Source organism: Candidatus Thiothrix sulfatifontis (assembly GCA_022828425.1).
Taxonomy (GTDB): Bacteria; Pseudomonadota; Gammaproteobacteria; order Thiotrichales; family Thiotrichaceae; genus Thiothrix; species Thiothrix sulfatifontis.
On record CP094685.1, the window covers coordinates 405,934 to 422,075 of the forward strand.

Below are 16,142 nucleotides of genomic sequence, written 5' to 3' on the forward strand. Positions count from 1 at the left end.
GCGTAGCCCATTAACCCAGCAATGCCAGCAAACGCTGGGTAACTGCGGGTGCATCCTGCGTATCGCTACCGCTGAGGTTTTCCACGGTATTAACGCTGTCACTGTTGCCTTGCACCCCCGTCAGTGCAGGCTGCGTGACCGGATACAGCGCCAAACCGGGTTTATCCAACGCCGCCGCAAGGTGCATCAGCCCCGTATCCATGCCAATGACCCCTTGCGCTTGCTGCATAATCGCGGCAAGTTCACCCAAACGGCTGCGCGGCAGTACCTGTACATGCGAGCAAGCAGCCGCAAGGCGATGCGCACGGGCTTGTTCACGGGCGTTACCCCACGGTAACAAGGTACTGATACCTTCCACTGCCAAAGCACTAATCAAGGTTTGCCAATGCGTTTCAGGCCATTCTTTGTCCACTCGACTGGTGCCGTGCAGCGCCACCACGTAACGTGCGGGCAGTGATACGTTCGGCAGCGGGTAAGTGCTCTGCGCAATGCCATGATCCAACGGCAAGGTTTCAATGCTATACCCCAAGGTATGCGCTACTAGCAGCCGATTGCGTGTAATTGCATGGCGTTGCCGCTCGACACTAAATAGGTGCTGATACGCCAAACTCGCCAACGGTTCGCGAATACTGCGACGGTCATAGCCGTAACATTCGCCGCGAGCAAATACCGTCAATAGCGCACTTTTTAACAAACCCTGAGCATCAATAACCGCATCGTATTGCACTTGCTGGAGACGCCGCCGAAATGCCTGCATTTCCTGCCAAGTCGTGCGTTGGAAAAGGTGTTTGCGCCAGCGACGGATGGCGATAGGTATAATATTCCCGACAGACGGGTGCCAAGCCGGTACTTCGGCGAAATTTTCTTCCACAACCCAGTCAATGTTTATTCCCGGATACTGGTGGCTGGCGTCGGTCAGCGCGGGCAACATGTGCACTATATCGCCTAGAGATGAGGTTTTAATAATCAGAATATTGCGTGCTGTCATTGCGCAGGCTCCACGTGAAACATCGCGTATTGGTTAGTAAACTGTTGACAAGGCGTGTGGATAAGTCTGTTGACTCAACAAGAAGTCGCTACGCTGTGCCGATCACTTCTTGATGTGCTTTTTCCACTTGGCTCCTGAACCGGAGATTAAAAAACAGTTTTGACCGACAAAAGGTTTGATTTAATCGACTAATGACTACGCCGTCTATCCACTTGTCGTTTTTAGCAGCAGCACCCAGCAGTGGATTGATGACCAAATGCAAGCTGTTGATAAACGGCCTTTCTGTGGATAACTTCGTGGATAAGTGGACAGGGTGCGACTGGTTCATGGCCTCGCAGTGTAGCAGATTGCGTGCTAAATGCTGGAAAAGAAACACGGGATAGGGTACAAGGCGTTTTCAGGCAAACAGTATGACAGGGACACGATGAAATACGACGTATTCGGTATCGGCAATGCGCTGGTAGACAAAGAATTTGAGGTCACAGACGACTTTTTAGCGGCGCACGGCATTCAAAAAGGCATGATGACGCTGATCGATGCGGAAAAACAGCAACAATTGCTGGCAGGTTTAAGCGCAACGTTTGGTTTGAAAAAGCGTGCCAGCGGCGGTTCAGCCGCGAACAGCATCGTGGCGGTCAGTCAGTTTGGTGGCAAAACGTTCTACGCTTGCAAAGTCGCTAACGACGAAACCGGCGAATTTTACATGCACGATTTGCACGCAGCGGGGGTCAACACCAAGCTGGATCAGGTGCGTTGCAGCTCAGAGGGTGTCACTGGCAAGTGCATGGTGATGGTCACGCCGGATGCAGAGCGCACCATGAACACGTTTTTAGGGATTACTGCTGACTTTTCCGAAGCCGAATTGCATTTGGACGAGTTGAAGCAAGCGCAATACTTGTACATCGAAGGTTATTTGGTCACGTCGGATGTTTCGCGGGCAGCCGCTTTGAAAGCGCGACAAGTGGCGAAAGAGCACGGCGTGAAAACCGCAATGACATTCTCTGACCCGGCGATGGTGCGTTTTTTCCGCAGCGGTGTGGATGAAATGCTGGGCGATGGCGCGGATATTTTGTTCTGTAACCACGAGGAAGTTAGCGTGTTTACCGGCAAAGACGATTTGGAAGAAGCGATTGCGGCGATCAAACCGTATGCGGGCAAGCTGGTGATCACGCTGGGCAGCAAGGGTGCGCTGGTGGTGGATGATGACGGGCGTACTGAAATTGCCGCGCATCCGGTCAAAGCGGTGGATACCAATGGCGCGGGCGATATGTTTGCGGGCGCGTTCTTGTACGGGATTACGCAAGGCATGGATAATGCGCAAGCGGGCAAGCTCGCAAGCATGGCCGCAGCACGGGTGGTGACGGTGTTCGGCGCACGCTTGGATAAGGATGCGCACGCGGCCGTGTTAGCAGCGGTCTAAACAATTGCTCTGGCTTGTGCCGCATCCCGCGCAATCTGAGCTTTGAGTTCATCCAGTGACGCAAATTTGATTTCGTCACGGATGAATGCCAAGGGTTCGACGCAAATATGTTTGCCGTACACCTGTTGCGCAAAGTCGAACAGGTGAACTTCCAGCCGATTTTCCACGCCATGTACCGACGGACGAGTGCCTAGATTTGCCACGCCGTTGATGGATTCCTCGCCCAATCCGTATACTTTGACTGCGTACACGCCACGGCGTAAGGCGATGTGTTGCGGCACGCGCATGTTCAGGGTGGGAAAGCCGATGGTACGCCCACGTTTGTCGCCGTGGCGGACGCGCCCCGAAATGCGGTACGGTTTGCCCAGCAATTCTGCGGCTTGTGCCAATTCTGCGGTGCTCAGTGCCAGTCGAATGCGGGTGCTGCTGACGCGCTGCCCGTCATGCAAAAAAGTGGGCGTATCCACCACCTGCATCCCTGCTGCCTCCCCCATCGCTTGCAACAAGTGATAATCACCTTTACGCCCTTTGCCGAAGCGAAAATCATCGCCAACCACCAGATAGCGCACCTTCAACCCATCCAGCAAAATGTCTTGCACGAAAGCTTCCGCTTCCATGGTGGCAAGCTGGCGATTAAAACGCAGGCACGCAAAGCGCTCCACGTTCATCGCCGCCAACAGGCGCAATTTGTCACGCAACGCGTAAATGCGCGGCGGCGGCGGGCTGCGGAAAAACTCAATCGGCAGTGGCTCAAAGCTGATCACGGTGGCGGGTAAACCCAACGCTTGCGCTTTCCATTCGACATGCTGGATCACGGCCTGATGCCCTAGGTGCAAGCCATCGAAATTGCCGATGGTGGCAACACAACCGGGGTCATGGGCGGGAGCGGGGAGGATGCGGCGGATTAGTTTCATGCGTTGAGTTTAGCCTAAACCGACGAATTGTTGTTGGCGCAATGCCTCATACACCACCACCGCGACGGTATTCGACAGATTCATGCTGCGGCTATCCGCCAACATCGGCACGCGCAATTTCAGCTCATCCGGCAAGCTCAATAGCAAGGCTTCTGGCAAACCGCGTGTTTCCGGGCCAAACAGCAATACATCCCCCGGCTGAAAATCGGCATCACTGTAGCGCGTACTCACCTTGGTACTCAGCGCAAACACGCGCTTGCCCTGCATTGCTAAGTTGAACGCGGCAAAATTGTCGTGTTCCTGCACCACCGCCAAATCACGATAATCCATGCCTGCTCGCTTAACTTGCTTCTCATCCAGCGAAAAACCTAGGGGGTGGATCAGGTGCAACCGGCAGCCAGTGTTAGCACACAAGCGCATGATATTGCCGGTATTCGGCGGAATTTCGGGTTGGTAAAGCGCAATATCAAACATCAAACAACATCCATTTCATTCCTGATCTTAGGATAACATAATCCTGATTTCACGCTATACTAATCCCAATCTTACGACGTAGGTATCGCATGAACAACGCCTCATTATACCCCAGACTACTCCTAACGCACCTACAAGAAGCACTCGCTGATACTCCAGTGGTATTGATTACTGGCCCACGGCAGGCGGGTAAAACCACGCTGGTACGCCAATTAGCAGGCACTGGAATGCGCTACCTGACACTGGACGATAACCTTACCCTGTTGGCGGCGCAACAAGATCCGGTCGGTTTCATCCGTACTCTTGATCGGGCAGTGATTGACGAAATCCAGCGTGCGCCGCAACTGTTGCTGGCGATCAAAAAGACCGTGGATGAAGACCGCCGACCGGGGCGTTTCCTGCTAACGGGTTCTGCCAATTTAATGACGTTACCCCTGGTGGCGGATTCATTGGCAGGACGCATGGAAACCCTTCCCTTGTACCCGTTTGCTCAGGTAGAAACCCATTACCAAACAAGCTGTTGGCTAGATGCCATCTTTGCGGGAAACATCCCAGTGACCACTCAACCCCTGCTGGGTGATGACCTGATAGAAGCCGTTTTGCGCGGTGGCTACCCTGAAGCCTTAACCCGCCCGAATCCACGTCGCCGTCAGACATGGCATCGCCAGTATCTTGATGCACTCATCCAACGCGACGTGCAGGACATTGCCACCATCGACAAATTGGGGCAACTCCCCCTTTTCCTAAACGCATTGGCAGAAATGGCAGGGCAACTCTGCAACTACAGCCAGTTAGGGGCGCAAACGGGGATGGATGCCAAAACAGCCAACAAATACATGGGCATTTTCGAGCAGATGTATGTGCTGAAACGTATTCCGGTGTGGGCGAATAACCGTCTCAAGCGCGTCCTCAAATCCCCCAAACTGCAATTTATAGATTCCGGTTTGCTGGCTTCCGTGCGGGGTTTGACGGTGGACACCCTCAAACGTGATCGTACTTTGTTCGGGGCATTGCTGGAAACTTTTGTGTATGCCGAATTGCTCAAGCACAGTACCTGGGCGCAAGCGGATTACCAAATACTCTATTACCGCGATACTGATCAGTATGAGGTCGATTTTGTGGTGAAAAACAGAGCGGGCGAACTGATCGGCGTGGAAGTTAAAGCCTCCGCCACGCTCACCGAAAAAGACCTGCGCGGGCTGAAACGGCTGGCGGGTTTGGCAGGCGATGCCATGAAGTTAGGTGTGATTCTGTACGATGGGACGGAAGCACTGCCATTAGGCGAAAAGCTCATGGCAGTGCCGTTGTCGAGTTTGTGGGGTAGTTAATGGCAACGAGAATTAAGCACTAAACACCGTCTTCCCTGCCAATAAAGTACGTTTTACCGCACCGTTAAAATTCCAGCCCCCAAACGGCGAATTCTGCCCGCTGCTATGCATGTGGTTCAAATCCAACTCCCACAATGCTGCCGGGTCAAACAGCACCAAATCCGCCGGAGCGCCCACGCTGATTTCCCCCGCTTCGCTACCAATAATGCTGGCGGGCGCAATCGTCACTTTGCGCAAGGCTTCTGATAGGCTCAATACGCCATCCTCCACCAGTCGCAAGGTTAATGGTAATAAGGTTTCCAACGCGGAAATCCCCGGTTCGGTTTGCTGGAACGGCGCAAGTTTGGCATCGACTTCGTGCGGCTGATGGTCAGAACAAATCGCATCAATCGTGCCATCCGCCAGCCCTTCGCGCAACGCATCCAAATCGCGGGTAGAGCGCAACGGCGGCATCACATGGCAGAGCGGGTTAAAATCGCTGACATCGCGATCGGTCAAGAACAACTGATGCGCGGCGACATCGGCGGTAATATCAAGGTCGCTTGCCTTGGCTTGGCGAATCAAGCGCACGCTCAAACGCGCCGATAAGCGGCAAAAATGCACCTTCGCCCCGGTATGGCTGGCGAACGCTAAGGTTTGCGCCACCGCCACGGTTTCCGCTGCCGAAGGAATCGCGGGCAACCCTAAGCGTGCCGACACCTCACCTTCGTGCATATAACCACCTGCCGCCAGCGCGTGTTCCAAGGGGTAGATGAACACCGTAAGGTCGTGGGTGGCGGCATACTCCATTGCCCGGCGCAAGGTTTGCAAGCTATGGAAGGGTTGCAGACCATTGCTTACCCCCACGCAACCGGCGCGTTTCAGGCTCGCCATATTGCTCAGTTGTTCGCCGCGCAACCCTTGGGTTAAATTGCCCAGCACTTCGACATTGGCGTATTGCGAACGCTGATTCAAATCATAAATCAGCTTCACCTGCGCGGCATTGTCAAAGCTGGCACGCGGTTCCGGCTGGTAACACAGGGTGGTAATGCCACTGGTGGCGGCGGCGTAAGTTTCGCTTGCCAGAGTCGCTTTCTGATCCAAACCCGGCTCACGTAGCCACGCCGACAAATCAATCGCACCGGGAAAGACCCACAGCCCTTTGGCATTGATTTCCTCATCCGCAACAAACGCGGCGGACGTTTCGGCAATCGCCGCAATCCTTTCGCCGTCAATCAACAGCGTGCGCAGCCCATCCAGCCCACTGGCAGGATCGATCACCCGTGCATTGCGTATCAATAAGCTCATGCCGCGCCTCCTTGTGGCCCCATGATCATCGACATTACCGCCATGCGCACCGCAATGCCGTTGGTGACTTGCTCCAAAATGACCGATTGCAAGCCATCCGCCACCCGCGAATCAATTTCCACGCCGCGATTAATCGGGCCGGGGTGCATCACAATCGCGTCGGGTTTGGCGAGTTGCAGGCGTTCTTCGGTCAGCCCGTAGAGTTTGAAGAATTCGCGTTCGGATGGCAGCAACGCGGTCTGCATCCGTTCGCGTTGCAGACGCAGCATAATCACCACATCCGCATCCTCAATGCCCTCTTCCATGTGGTGAAACACGTTCACACCCATGCGCTCAATGCCCGCAGGTACGAGGGTTTTGGGGGCAACCACGCGCACTTCGCCGGTTGCCAGCGTGGTCAGCGCGTGGATTTGCGAACGTGCTACCCGCGAATGCAACACGTCCCCGACAATCACCACTTTCAAAGGCTGGAAACTGCCCTTCTTTTGGCGAATCGTGAACATATCCAACATCGCTTGGGTGGGGTGCGAATGCCGCCCATCGCCCGCGTTCAGTACACTGATGTGCGGGGCACAATAGCGGGCAATGAAATGCGCCGCCCCCGCGTGCTCATGGCGCACCACAAACATATCGGCGTTCATTGCTTCCAGATTGCGCACCGTATCCAACAAGGTTTCACCTTTGGATGCCGACGAGGTACGAATATCGAGGTTGGTGACATCCGCGCCGAGGCGTTGCGCGGCGATTTCAAACGTGACGCGGGTACGGGTGGAGTTCTCGAAAAACAGGTTCATGACCGTTTTGCCGCGCAGCAGGGGGGCTTTTTTCTGCTGTTTATTCGGCAAGGTGACGAATTGTTCGGCGCGATCAAGGATCTCTTCCAACAATAGCGGCGGCAAACCTTCGATAGTCAGAAAGTGTTTCAGCTTGCCGTCTTTGGTCAATTGCATACGTGACGGTAGCGGCCCTGGGGAAAGGTGAGCGTGGAGCATGGATGCACTCGCTTTTATTTTGAACACTAAAGGTGCGGGTATCTTACAAGGTTGCGATGGTAAAGCGAACCGTCACTCTCGATAATTTTTCATGCGATGGTCATGAACGGCTCAACCTTCACCTGCTGCGAGCAACACTTTTTGTACCAAGACATTTGATAAACGGTATTCGTGTGCTTGCAAGGCACGGATGAGGGGGGCAAGTACGGGAATTGCACCCGATTGTTTGGCGTTGAGTAACACGCCCAGCACGCCTACCACGGGGATTTGGTAGCTTTGGGCGACATGCCGCCCCATCTGTTCATCCATGAGGACACCGCAATGCAGTTGACGCGCTAGATACAGGGCTTGCACTTCGCCTTCATCCAATGTTTGGCGCAATTGGGCGCAAAAATCATTGTCGGCATCGTCATGCACAATCAAATGTTCGGTCGCAAAGTCCCGAATCAGGCGGGCATCAGGGCGTTGCAGGTCACGGGTGGCTTCACTTAATACGGTAAGCGGGATATGCACACTGGCAAATGCGCTGCCCAACAACGTGAGTTGTTGCAGTTTTGCCAGCGCAATCAACGGGCTGGTATCGGCGACGATAATACGTTTCATGCGTTCAAGTAGGTGAGTTCTTGATCCAATTCCGCCGGATCGTAATTAACCACGGGTATTCCCAAGCGGCTGACGTGTTCCGTAAATTCTGCGATGGACATCCGCGCCAATTTGGCTGATTTACCCAAGCTCATGCTGTTGGATTGGAACAGGTGGGTAGCAAGCGCGACGTGTACGCCAAACGCTAACAGGGTGTCGCTAAAGGGAACGCTGACAAATAATGGTTGCCCGTGACGCGTCACTAACGCCAATTGCCCTTGTTCGGCACTACGGCTGAGTTCGCCGGTGTGTTCGCGTAAATCACGGATGGTGAAGGTTTGCATGGTATTGTCCTTCTGAAGTTGTGCTAACAAATGATAGCACAATAATGTTTTTAATTGATGAGAGAAAATAGCACTGCAACCCGCATTTCGTTACAGTATTCTCCATTCAACCATCACTGACAGACGGAACGCTCATGCAAGCCATTCTCGCCAACCCACGCGGCTTTTGTGCCGGTGTTGACCGCGCTATCGAAATCGTTGACCGTGCCTTGGAAATCCTCGGCGCACCCATCTACGTGCGTCACGAAGTCGTGCATAACCGCTTCGTGGTGAATAATTTGCGCGATAAAGGCGCGATTTTCGTGCAAGAACTCGACGAAGTGCCGGACGATGCCACCGTCATTTTCAGCGCCCACGGGGTTTCCCTCGCGGTACAGCAAGAAGCCAAACGCCGTGGTTTGAAAGTGTTCGATGCCACCTGCCCGTTGGTCACGAAAGTGCATATCGAAGTCATGCGTTACAGCCGCGAAGGACGCGAAACCATCCTCATCGGTCACAAAAATCACCCCGAAGTCGAAGGCACAATGGGGCAATACGACACCGCATTCGGTGGCGCAGTTTACCGCGTCGATTCCCCGCAAGAAGTGGCGGAACTGGTGGTGAATAACCCCGAAAAGCTGGCATTCGTCACCCAAACCACGCTATCCGTGGACGATGCCTCCATCGTGATTGATGCCTTACGCAGCAAGTTTCCGGCGATAATTGGCCCGAAAAAAGACGACATTTGCTACGCCACCCAAAACCGGCAGGATGCGCTGAAAAAGCTTGCGGATGAAAGCGATATGATTCTGGTGGTCGGCTCGCCCAACAGTTCTAACTCCAACCGCTTGCGCGAAATTGCCGAAAAGCGCGGCACACCGGCTTACTTGATTGATGGCGCGGAAGATATTCGTGCCGAATGGTTGGAAGGCAAGCACAACGTCGGCGTAACCGCTGGCGCATCTGCCCCCGAAGTGTTGGTGGAAGGCGTGATTGCCCACCTGCAAGCGCATGGGGCGAAGGTGCGCGTGCAGGATTCGGGCATCACTGAAAACGTGTCGTTTGTGTTGCCGAAAGCGTTGCGGCGGGATTAAGCATAACCTGACTATTTTAGAGCGTACTTAAAAATAGACTTGACCATTTTAAAGTAGGCTCTACTATAGTCAAATGCGTTACATCAAACTTCCCATACAACAAGACCTGCAAAAGAAGATGGTCTTCATCGGTGGCCCTCGGCAAGTGGGTAAAACCACTTTGGCGCGTGAAATACTCGCTGACAGTGATTCAGGGCGTTATTTAAACTGGGATTATGACGATGATCGGCAAGCCATCTTACAAAAAAAATGGAGCCATGATGACCATCTGCTTATTTTCGACGAATTGCATAAATACCCGCAATGGAAAAGCTGGGTCAAAGGCTTGTATGACGTGGCAGGTCAACGGCATCACATTCTGGTCACGGGTTCGGCGCGATTGGATGTGTATCGGCAGGGTGGTGACTCCCTGTTAGGGCGTTACCATTACTGGCGTTTGCACCCGTTTACCTTGGATGAAATTCCCGCTGGGGTGACACCACAGGATGCGTTTCAACGCTTGATGACACTGGGTGGTTTCCCCGAACCGTTTCTTGCCAATGATTTGCGTGAAAGTCGGCGGTGGCGTAAAGAGCGTTTCGACAAAGTATTGCAGGAAGACATCCGCGACCTTGAAAGTATCCGCAATATTCAGGCATTACGTCTGCTGCTGGATTTGTTACGCACACGGGTCGGCGGTATGGTGGTGATCTCGAATTTAGCGCAAGACATTCAGGTTGCCCCACAAACCGCCCAATCATGGCTGGAAGCGCTGGAACGCATGTATGTCGTTTTTCGGGTGATGCCTTATGCCCGTGATGTGGCGCGTGCCATTTTGAAGCCACCAAAAGTGTATTTCTTCGACAATGCGGATGTGGTGGATGAGCAAGGGGCACGTTTTGAAAACCTAATCGCGACTACCCTGCTCAAGCGGCTGCATTATCGGGAAGATTATGAAGGTTATCGCTGCGAACTCCGCTACATACGCGATAAAGAGGGGCATGAGGTGGACTTTGCCATTTTGCAGGATGGGGTGTTGGAAGAGTTGATTGAAGTAAAGTATAGCGATGATAGCATTTCGCCCTCGCTGCGTTATTTCAACGAACGCTTGAAGCCCAAGCGGGCGACGCAAATTGTCGCCACGTTGGATAAGCCGTATGACAAGGATGGCATTCGTGTCACCAATCCGTTTCGGTATTTTGCCGATGGGGATGCGGATTACTTCACCCACGTCAGCAGCGTTGCGTAGCTATCTACCACTTCATACCTAACCGGCGGCAGCGGCAGATCTTGGTTGAGTTTGGCAAAAAACTTGCGGGCGCAGTCAATACGCGCCTTTTCTATCTCGCGTAATTGCATAGATGACATTGACCCTTTGGTTTCAGCCACAAAATAAACGTGTTTCACTGCGCCTTCCTGAAAAGCGATTGCCCAGTCAGGGTTGTAATTGCCAACGGGAGTGGGGATGAAAAAGCCTTTGGGTAACTTGGCATACACCACGACGGCGGGATCAGTATCCAATTCCTTCACAAAGGCGCGTTCCGTATCAGAATCAGTAAACACGTAATCGTAAATGTGCTTATTAAGCGTTTTACCCGCTTTGGTCATGTCGATTTGGCGTTTATCTTTGGTGAAAATGTCGATGCTGTGAGTTTCAGCAATCGTGTCGTAAGTCAGGTGTTCCACAATCACCGTGGCTTTTTGCTCGTTAATCAGGCGTGAGACACTGGCAATAAAATCTTCGGGGTTGGTTTTGTATTGGCTAAACACATCGGCGCGGATACCTTGCAGAATAGTGGCAAGCGTACTGCGAGTCAGTTGAGTGGCTTCCGCCAGTTTGCCCATTAAGTCGTATTTAACGGCGGAATACACCGAAGTGCGCAGCTTTTCCGTCGCCGTGCTTTCCAGCGTAAAGCCGTCCCCGCTTTGCAGTTGTTCGTAAGTGACATCGACGGCTTGTGAACCTGTCGCCACCGTGTACAACAACGGGGTGACGTGCAGCTCTTTGTTCAAGGCTTTAACACATTTGTTTACCAGTTCTGGCGTTTTAAAATCAACGGCATACGCAGCTTTGTGATTAATGCGTTCCCACAAGGCTTGGAATTCCTGACGATCAAAGTTCGCGTTGAGCGGGTTGGTTTTGTGGTTACGCCCATTATCAATGGCTGGCAATTGCGCATCACTAAACACACTATCAATCAGTTGGAAAACTTGTTCGGTGTAAGCGGCTAATTCCGGCGGCAACGGGGCAAGCGTACCTGTTTGCTTGGCGGTGTGATAACCCTCGGCGATTTTATCATCCGCGTCGGTGTAGTCGTTTTTCAGCAAGTATTTGTAAAGCTGTTTGGCGAATGCTGGCGTGATTTCCACCTCACCTGTGGCAGTTTTCAGTATTTTTCCGGTGAAATATTTCTCGTCGGCAATGCGCGGACGGGCAGACAGTGATTCACTAATGTCGCGTTGCAACGCCGTGACAAACGCGGTGTAACTTTCGCTGGTGACAACTGTTAGCACATTAATGTCATGCACAGTGGCAGGATCATCCATGCGTTCACCGTGTTGGTTGACGCATAAACGCATTCCGCGCCCGACTTCTTGGCGGCGGGAAACGCTATTGTCGCTGTGTTTGAGGGTGCAAATCACGAACACGTTGGGGTTATCCCAGCCTTCGCGCAACGCCGAATGCGAGAAGATGAAGCGCACAGGTTCGGCAAATTGCAGCAGGCGTTCTTTGTTGCGCAAAATCAGGTCGTAGGCATCCGCGTCATCGGTTTCGGTGGATTTCTTACCCGTTTCAGGGTCAATCAAGCGTTTGCTCTTTTTGTCGATGGAAAAGTAGCCTTCGTGGGTACGCTTGACGGCAATGCCTTTAAGGTAAGTGTTATACGGCGTGTCGTAGACGGTCAGCACTTCGTTGAGGTGTTGCTGGTATTCTTCCTCAAACAATTGCGCGTATTCGCCCACGGTTGCCGCCCCGCTGCTGTCGTAGCTGCGGTATTTGCCCACGCTGTCGATAAAAAACAGCGTCAGCACTTTAACGCCTTGCGCAAACAGGGCTTGTTCTTTCTCGAAATGCGCTTTAATCGCTTCGCGGATTTGAATACGACGTAACGCGATTTCGTTGACATCGCCCGTGGCATCGCCCACTTGCAGCTCCACACCGTTGGTAAAGCTCAAGGTATTGGTATTGGCGTTAATGTCGGCTACCACAAACCCTTGGTATTGGTCTAAACCGTCGGAAAGGTCATGCAAATTATCACCGTGGTTGAGGGTGCGTAGTACGCGCTTGATACCGGATTTTTGTTTGATTTCTAACTCGACCTTGACCACGGGCGGCTTGCTGGTGGAGGTGTCAATGCTGCCCAGATACAAATACGGGTGCGTACCGCCCATGCCTTTGAGGGTAATGCCGCGCACGCTGATTTTCTTCACCAGCTTTTGGGTGTAAGCGTCCAACGCATCAAGGCGGTGGATTTTATTGTGTTCGGTTTTGTGGGTGGCGGAATAGCGCAAGATCATCAAGGGATTGAAACCTTTGAAGGATTCCAACGTTTTCGTGCCTTCCATTTTTTGCGGCTCATCCAACATCAGGATGGGGCGGTTGGCGGCAATCACATCTATCGGACGGCGGCTTTGGAAGTCGTCAATCGCTTCGTTAATGCGACGAGCATCCTTGCCCGTGGCGTTGAAGGCTTGCACGTTGATAATCATCACGTTAATGCCCGCGTCGGATGAAAAGTTCTCCAGTTGGTGCAATTGCTTGGAGTTGTAGATGAAAAAGCGGGCTTGTTTGCGGTAGCTTTCCTGAAAGTGAGCGGCGGTAATCGCAAGCGATTTGGCAACACCTTCACGGATGGCAATGCTCGGCACAACGATAATGAACTTGCTCCAGCCGTAGCGCTGGTGGAGTTCAAACAAAGTCTTGATGTAACAATAGGTTTTGCCTGTACCCGTTTCCATTTCAATATCGAGATTGATGGCGCATCCGGTTTTTTTGTCGTGGCTCAATGCGCTGGATTGGGGTAAGTTTTGGCGGCGTTGCACGGCTTGGATATTGTGCAACAGGTTTACATGGGGCTGAATATCGGCGTTTTTGAAACCGTCATCGCGCATCATGGTTTGTTGCGTGTTGGTGTCTTGCTTGCCCAAATCGATTTTGTAGCGGCTTGACGCGACACTGACGTGCGGTTGCCCTTTGAAGCAATCAACCACAGCATTCACTGCAAGGGCTTGGTGCGCTTGATGCTTGAATTTAAGTTTCATCGTTGTTCACTGCCATTGCTTGCTGATAATCCGCGTACAGACGTTCTAATTGGTCAAAATCACCATCAAAGGTTTCAATTTCTAACGCATAATGTTTGGCGGCAGCAAAGTGAAAAATATCAAATTTATATTTTTTCTTGTCGGGTACTTGGATGTTTTTATATTGCGAAAAACGGAAAAGATTTTCAGCCAGCGCAGCTACTTCCGAGGTGATTTGAAACAAGCCCAGTGCGGCTAATTGTTCATGCACAAAGCGGTAATCGTCTTGCTTGCCCCATTTTATGCCACATAACACTTCGTAACGAATCAAGGGTGTAATGGCTAAATTGGCATCTTGCTCTAATAAATCGGCAAATAGCGTCTCCGCTTGGGGAGCGTGTGTATCGAATACGCCAATGAGTAAGTTGGCATCCAGTAAAATATTGCGCATCAGGAAACTTTCCTTTCACGAAGGTAGGTTAACAATTTTTTCTTGGCTTGTTTTTGCGCGTTACTCACGGGGCGTTCCAATGCCAAACGGTTTAAGTCGATATGGAAAGCTTGTTTTAGCAGGTCAATCATTGCGGTGCTGCTGGGGTGATTGATTTTGTGCGTCCGAACCACATCATCGGCATCACGGCGCAGTTCGTAGGCTTCGCCATCTTCTAGTTGGCTTAATACCAGTGGTGAATGGGTAGCAATGAAAAACTTAGTGTTAGGGAATAATTGTTTGAGTGTTGGGATGATTTTTACTTGCCACTCAAGGTGCAGGTGGCCTTCAATTTCATCAATCAACACAAAACCTGTGCGGTTTAGTGTGCTGCTATTGTCTCTATTGAATTGCCCATAGTCAGAGATGATGTGTGCAAGGATTTTTATCACAGAGACAAAACCTGTACTCAATTCGGCAAGCTCTTTTTCCTGACCATTCACTCTTAAGAAAATTTTATCTTCATCATCCAATTCTAAAAAATCAGCGTCATAACTAGCATCCATTTTATTCAGGCACGTCAGCAAGTCTTTTAAGTCGTGTTCGTGGGCTTTTTTGTTTTTACGAAAGTTGCTTGATAAGTTAACACTTGAACAAATCCAGTCGCGCAGGAAGCCGCTGTTACTGCCCGTACCGTCAATGAAATGCCCACGGTCGCGAGTTTCGATGAACACAATGGGGTAGAACGTTGCGCCGCCATCATCATTGAAGGCGGGTTCATGCGGTGGCGATTGTAGCAATGCCCATTGATCTTTGAAGTGCACCAAAGCTTCCAAGAGTTTGGTTTTTCCCACGCCGTTTGCGCCGATAAAGACGTAAGCCTGCTGGTTAGGTTCAAGGTTAAGTTCTATTGTGCCGACACCTTGCACGTCATTGAGGCGTAAGTGGGTTAATTCTGGCATATCAACACTCCTTAAATCGTCTTCACGTCAGTATGCGGTGAGAGCAGTTTGAAGATTTCGCCGACATTGATTTTTACGCTGTCGCTGTCAAAGCCTGCGTCTTGGAACACGACCCGTAGCGGTTGGCGTTGGGTCAGGGCTTTGACAAAATCTTCGTTAATGCCGGTGTCGAAGCAGGCGGCTAGGGCGTTGTCATCGACGAAAAACACGGTTTTGCCTGCGATGGTTTCTTGGGTAATGGGTAGGGTTAAGTCTACGCCCCAATTCAAGAGGACTTGGAACAGCAAATCTTCGGGGGTGCGGTCGGGGCGGATATTGCTGATTTGCTCCAGCAGGTCGATTTGTTGGATGGCATCGGGGGTGTAATACACGTCCTTCATATTAGAGCTGTCGATTTTCAGCACGCGGAAACCCACGTCCAGATTCGGCGCAGTCAGCGCATTTTCTGCCTTAATCTTGCTACCCGCACGCCGAATGCGCTCCTTGCCAATTTCCGCAATCGTTTTATAACCAGCCTTAAATGCCTCACTTTTTGCGTCGGTCACTTCGGGCAATTGCACCATAATAAACTTACGCTGCCCGCCATCTTCCGCATTCAACGCCATCACCGCATGAGCCGTCGTCCCACTCCCCGAAAAAAAGTCCAACACAATGCTCTCATCTTCTTCGGCTTCGCTAATATTAATTAAGCTTGTCTAAAAGGTTGATTCGGCTTTGGAAAATCAAAGGAACTATTCTTCAGCTCATGCAAATTTGTCAGTCTTCATAATTCTATATTGAAGCCATCAGCACCGTATTTGCTCCATATACTTTCATAATCATGATATTCCAGTAAGATGTTTTTGACGCTGCTTCATTCTGTGTGTATTGATTTTTTTATAAGCAATATATGTTCCATCTTCGCGGCTGATAATCAACATCTCCGCTATAAATCACTATCCAGACGCCTATCTTTCCCAAGTTGCTAATAACCTTCTGCTCCTTCCGTTTCTTATAGGAAACACTTCAACGCAGGTGGTATTCAGCCTCACGATCTGAACATTCAATATAATATCGTATGATTTGGTCGCCTAGAATCTAAACTGGCTTTATTGAGCCGCTCTTTCTCATAAGCTCGCCTTTTATAT

15 protein-coding genes are annotated in these 16,142 nt (G+C 51.5%); 4 read left to right on the plus strand and 11 right to left on the minus strand.

What is annotated here, in order from left to right; all coding sequences use genetic code 11:
- Positions 1 to 10: 10 nt before the first annotated feature.
- Positions 11 to 988: a lipopolysaccharide heptosyltransferase I gene (waaC, locus tag L3K52_02075; GenBank protein ID UOG92535.1), complete on the minus strand. Its 978-nt coding sequence runs from the start codon at positions 986 to 988 to the stop codon at positions 11 to 13.
- Between the two features lie 424 nt (positions 989 to 1,412).
- On the opposite strand from waaC, the gene L3K52_02080 reads away from it, so the two are divergent.
- The gene (locus L3K52_02080) at positions 1,413 to 2,408 is read left to right on the plus strand and encodes an adenosine kinase (protein ID UOG92536.1); all 996 of its coding nucleotides are present in this window, start codon (positions 1,413 to 1,415) and stop codon (positions 2,406 to 2,408) included.
- Here L3K52_02080 and ribF read toward each other — a convergent pair.
- Both ribF and L3K52_02090 read right to left on the minus strand, forming a co-directional pair.
- On the minus strand, positions 2,405 to 3,322 hold the full coding sequence (ribF, locus tag L3K52_02085; GenBank protein ID UOG92537.1) for a bifunctional riboflavin kinase/FAD synthetase: 918 nt from the start codon (positions 3,320 to 3,322) through the stop codon (positions 2,405 to 2,407). The genes L3K52_02080 and ribF overlap by 4 nt on opposite strands.
- A 9-nt stretch (positions 3,323 to 3,331) precedes the next feature.
- The gene (locus tag L3K52_02090; GenBank protein ID UOG92538.1) at positions 3,332 to 3,796 is read right to left on the minus strand and encodes a tRNA (cytidine(34)-2'-O)-methyltransferase; all 465 of its coding nucleotides are present in this window, start codon (positions 3,794 to 3,796) and stop codon (positions 3,332 to 3,334) included.
- An 89-nt stretch (positions 3,797 to 3,885) separates the two neighbouring features.
- Here L3K52_02090 and L3K52_02095 point away from each other — a divergent pair, with 89 nt between their 5' ends.
- Complete coding sequence (locus tag L3K52_02095) at positions 3,886 to 5,124, plus strand: ATP-binding protein (protein ID UOG92539.1); 1,239 nt, start codon at positions 3,886 to 3,888, stop codon at positions 5,122 to 5,124.
- Positions 5,125 to 5,136: 12 nt separating this feature from the next.
- Here L3K52_02095 and L3K52_02100 read toward each other — a convergent pair whose 3' ends face one another.
- From L3K52_02100 to L3K52_02115, 4 genes are all read right to left on the minus strand, one after another.
- Positions 5,137 to 6,411, minus strand: coding sequence for a dihydroorotase (locus L3K52_02100; GenBank protein UOG92540.1), 1,275 nt, complete (start codon positions 6,409 to 6,411; stop codon positions 5,137 to 5,139).
- Positions 6,408 to 7,403, minus strand: a complete 996-nt coding sequence (locus L3K52_02105) for an aspartate carbamoyltransferase catalytic subunit (protein UOG92541.1) — start codon at positions 7,401 to 7,403, stop codon at positions 6,408 to 6,410. The genes L3K52_02100 and L3K52_02105 overlap by 4 nt, the downstream gene beginning before the upstream one ends.
- A 111-nt stretch (positions 7,404 to 7,514) precedes the next feature.
- On the minus strand, positions 7,515 to 8,006 hold the full coding sequence (locus L3K52_02110) for a DUF3368 domain-containing protein (protein UOG92542.1): 492 nt from the start codon (positions 8,004 to 8,006) through the stop codon (positions 7,515 to 7,517).
- Positions 8,003 to 8,329: a type II toxin-antitoxin system prevent-host-death family antitoxin gene (locus L3K52_02115; protein UOG92543.1), complete on the minus strand. Its 327-nt coding sequence runs from the start codon at positions 8,327 to 8,329 to the stop codon at positions 8,003 to 8,005. Before L3K52_02115 ends, L3K52_02110 begins: the two co-directional genes overlap by 4 nt.
- A gap of 134 nt (positions 8,330 to 8,463) precedes the next feature.
- Here L3K52_02115 and ispH point away from each other — a divergent pair, with 134 nt between their 5' ends.
- Entirely contained in the window at positions 8,464 to 9,402 is a 939-nt protein-coding gene (gene ispH / locus L3K52_02120; GenBank protein ID UOG92544.1) for a 4-hydroxy-3-methylbut-2-enyl diphosphate reductase, read from the plus strand.
- Positions 9,403 to 9,475: 73 nt separating this feature from the next.
- On the plus strand, positions 9,476 to 10,630 hold the full coding sequence (locus tag L3K52_02125) for an AAA family ATPase (protein UOG92545.1): 1,155 nt from the start codon (positions 9,476 to 9,478) through the stop codon (positions 10,628 to 10,630).
- Here L3K52_02125 and L3K52_02130 read toward each other — a convergent pair.
- The 4 genes from L3K52_02130 to L3K52_02145 are packed head-to-tail and all read right to left on the minus strand — an operon-like array spanning position 10,600 to position 15,665.
- Complete coding sequence (locus L3K52_02130) at positions 10,600 to 13,644, minus strand: DEAD/DEAH box helicase family protein (GenBank protein UOG92546.1); 3,045 nt, start codon at positions 13,642 to 13,644, stop codon at positions 10,600 to 10,602. The two genes, L3K52_02125 and L3K52_02130, sit on opposite strands and share 31 nt — an antisense overlap.
- A complete protein-coding gene (locus tag L3K52_02135) occupies positions 13,634 to 14,074 on the minus strand; it encodes a PIN domain-containing protein (GenBank protein ID UOG92547.1) in 441 nt (146 codons plus the stop codon). The genes L3K52_02130 and L3K52_02135 overlap by 11 nt, the downstream gene beginning before the upstream one ends.
- Positions 14,074 to 15,015, minus strand: a complete 942-nt coding sequence (locus L3K52_02140) for an AAA family ATPase (protein UOG92548.1) — start codon at positions 15,013 to 15,015, stop codon at positions 14,074 to 14,076. Before L3K52_02140 ends, L3K52_02135 begins: the two co-directional genes overlap by 1 nt.
- A gap of 11 nt (positions 15,016 to 15,026) precedes the next feature.
- A complete protein-coding gene (locus L3K52_02145; protein ID UOG92549.1) occupies positions 15,027 to 15,665 on the minus strand; it encodes a site-specific DNA-methyltransferase in 639 nt (212 codons plus the stop codon).
- Between the last annotated feature and the right edge of the window lie 477 nt (positions 15,666 to 16,142).

What these genes read in the sequence shown, in the direction of transcription:
- waaC (UOG92535.1), bottom strand. Translation starts at nt 988, where the DNA reads ATGACAGCACGCAATATTCTGATTATTAAAACCTCATCTCTAGGCGAT.
- L3K52_02080 (UOG92536.1), top strand. Translation starts at nt 1,413, where the DNA reads ATGAAATACGACGTATTCGGTATCGGCAATGCGCTGGTAGACAAAGAA.
- ribF (UOG92537.1), bottom strand. Translation starts at nt 3,322, where the DNA reads ATGAAACTAATCCGCCGCATCCTCCCCGCTCCCGCCCATGACCCCGGT.
- L3K52_02090 (UOG92538.1), bottom strand. Translation starts at nt 3,796, where the DNA reads ATGTTTGATATTGCGCTTTACCAACCCGAAATTCCGCCGAATACCGGC.
- L3K52_02095 (UOG92539.1), top strand. Translation starts at nt 3,886, where the DNA reads ATGAACAACGCCTCATTATACCCCAGACTACTCCTAACGCACCTACAA.
- L3K52_02100 (UOG92540.1), bottom strand. Translation starts at nt 6,411, where the DNA reads ATGAGCTTATTGATACGCAATGCACGGGTGATCGATCCTGCCAGTGGG.
- L3K52_02105 (UOG92541.1), bottom strand. Translation starts at nt 7,403, where the DNA reads ATGCTCCACGCTCACCTTTCCCCAGGGCCGCTACCGTCACGTATGCAA.
- L3K52_02110 (UOG92542.1), bottom strand. Translation starts at nt 8,006, where the DNA reads ATGAAACGTATTATCGTCGCCGATACCAGCCCGTTGATTGCGCTGGCA.
- L3K52_02115 (UOG92543.1), bottom strand. Translation starts at nt 8,329, where the DNA reads ATGCAAACCTTCACCATCCGTGATTTACGCGAACACACCGGCGAACTC.
- ispH (UOG92544.1), top strand. Translation starts at nt 8,464, where the DNA reads ATGCAAGCCATTCTCGCCAACCCACGCGGCTTTTGTGCCGGTGTTGAC.
- L3K52_02125 (UOG92545.1), top strand. Translation starts at nt 9,476, where the DNA reads ATGCGTTACATCAAACTTCCCATACAACAAGACCTGCAAAAGAAGATG.
- L3K52_02130 (UOG92546.1), bottom strand. Translation starts at nt 13,644, where the DNA reads ATGAAACTTAAATTCAAGCATCAAGCGCACCAAGCCCTTGCAGTGAAT.
- L3K52_02135 (UOG92547.1), bottom strand. Translation starts at nt 14,074, where the DNA reads ATGCGCAATATTTTACTGGATGCCAACTTACTCATTGGCGTATTCGAT.
- L3K52_02140 (UOG92548.1), bottom strand. Translation starts at nt 15,015, where the DNA reads ATGCCAGAATTAACCCACTTACGCCTCAATGACGTGCAAGGTGTCGGC.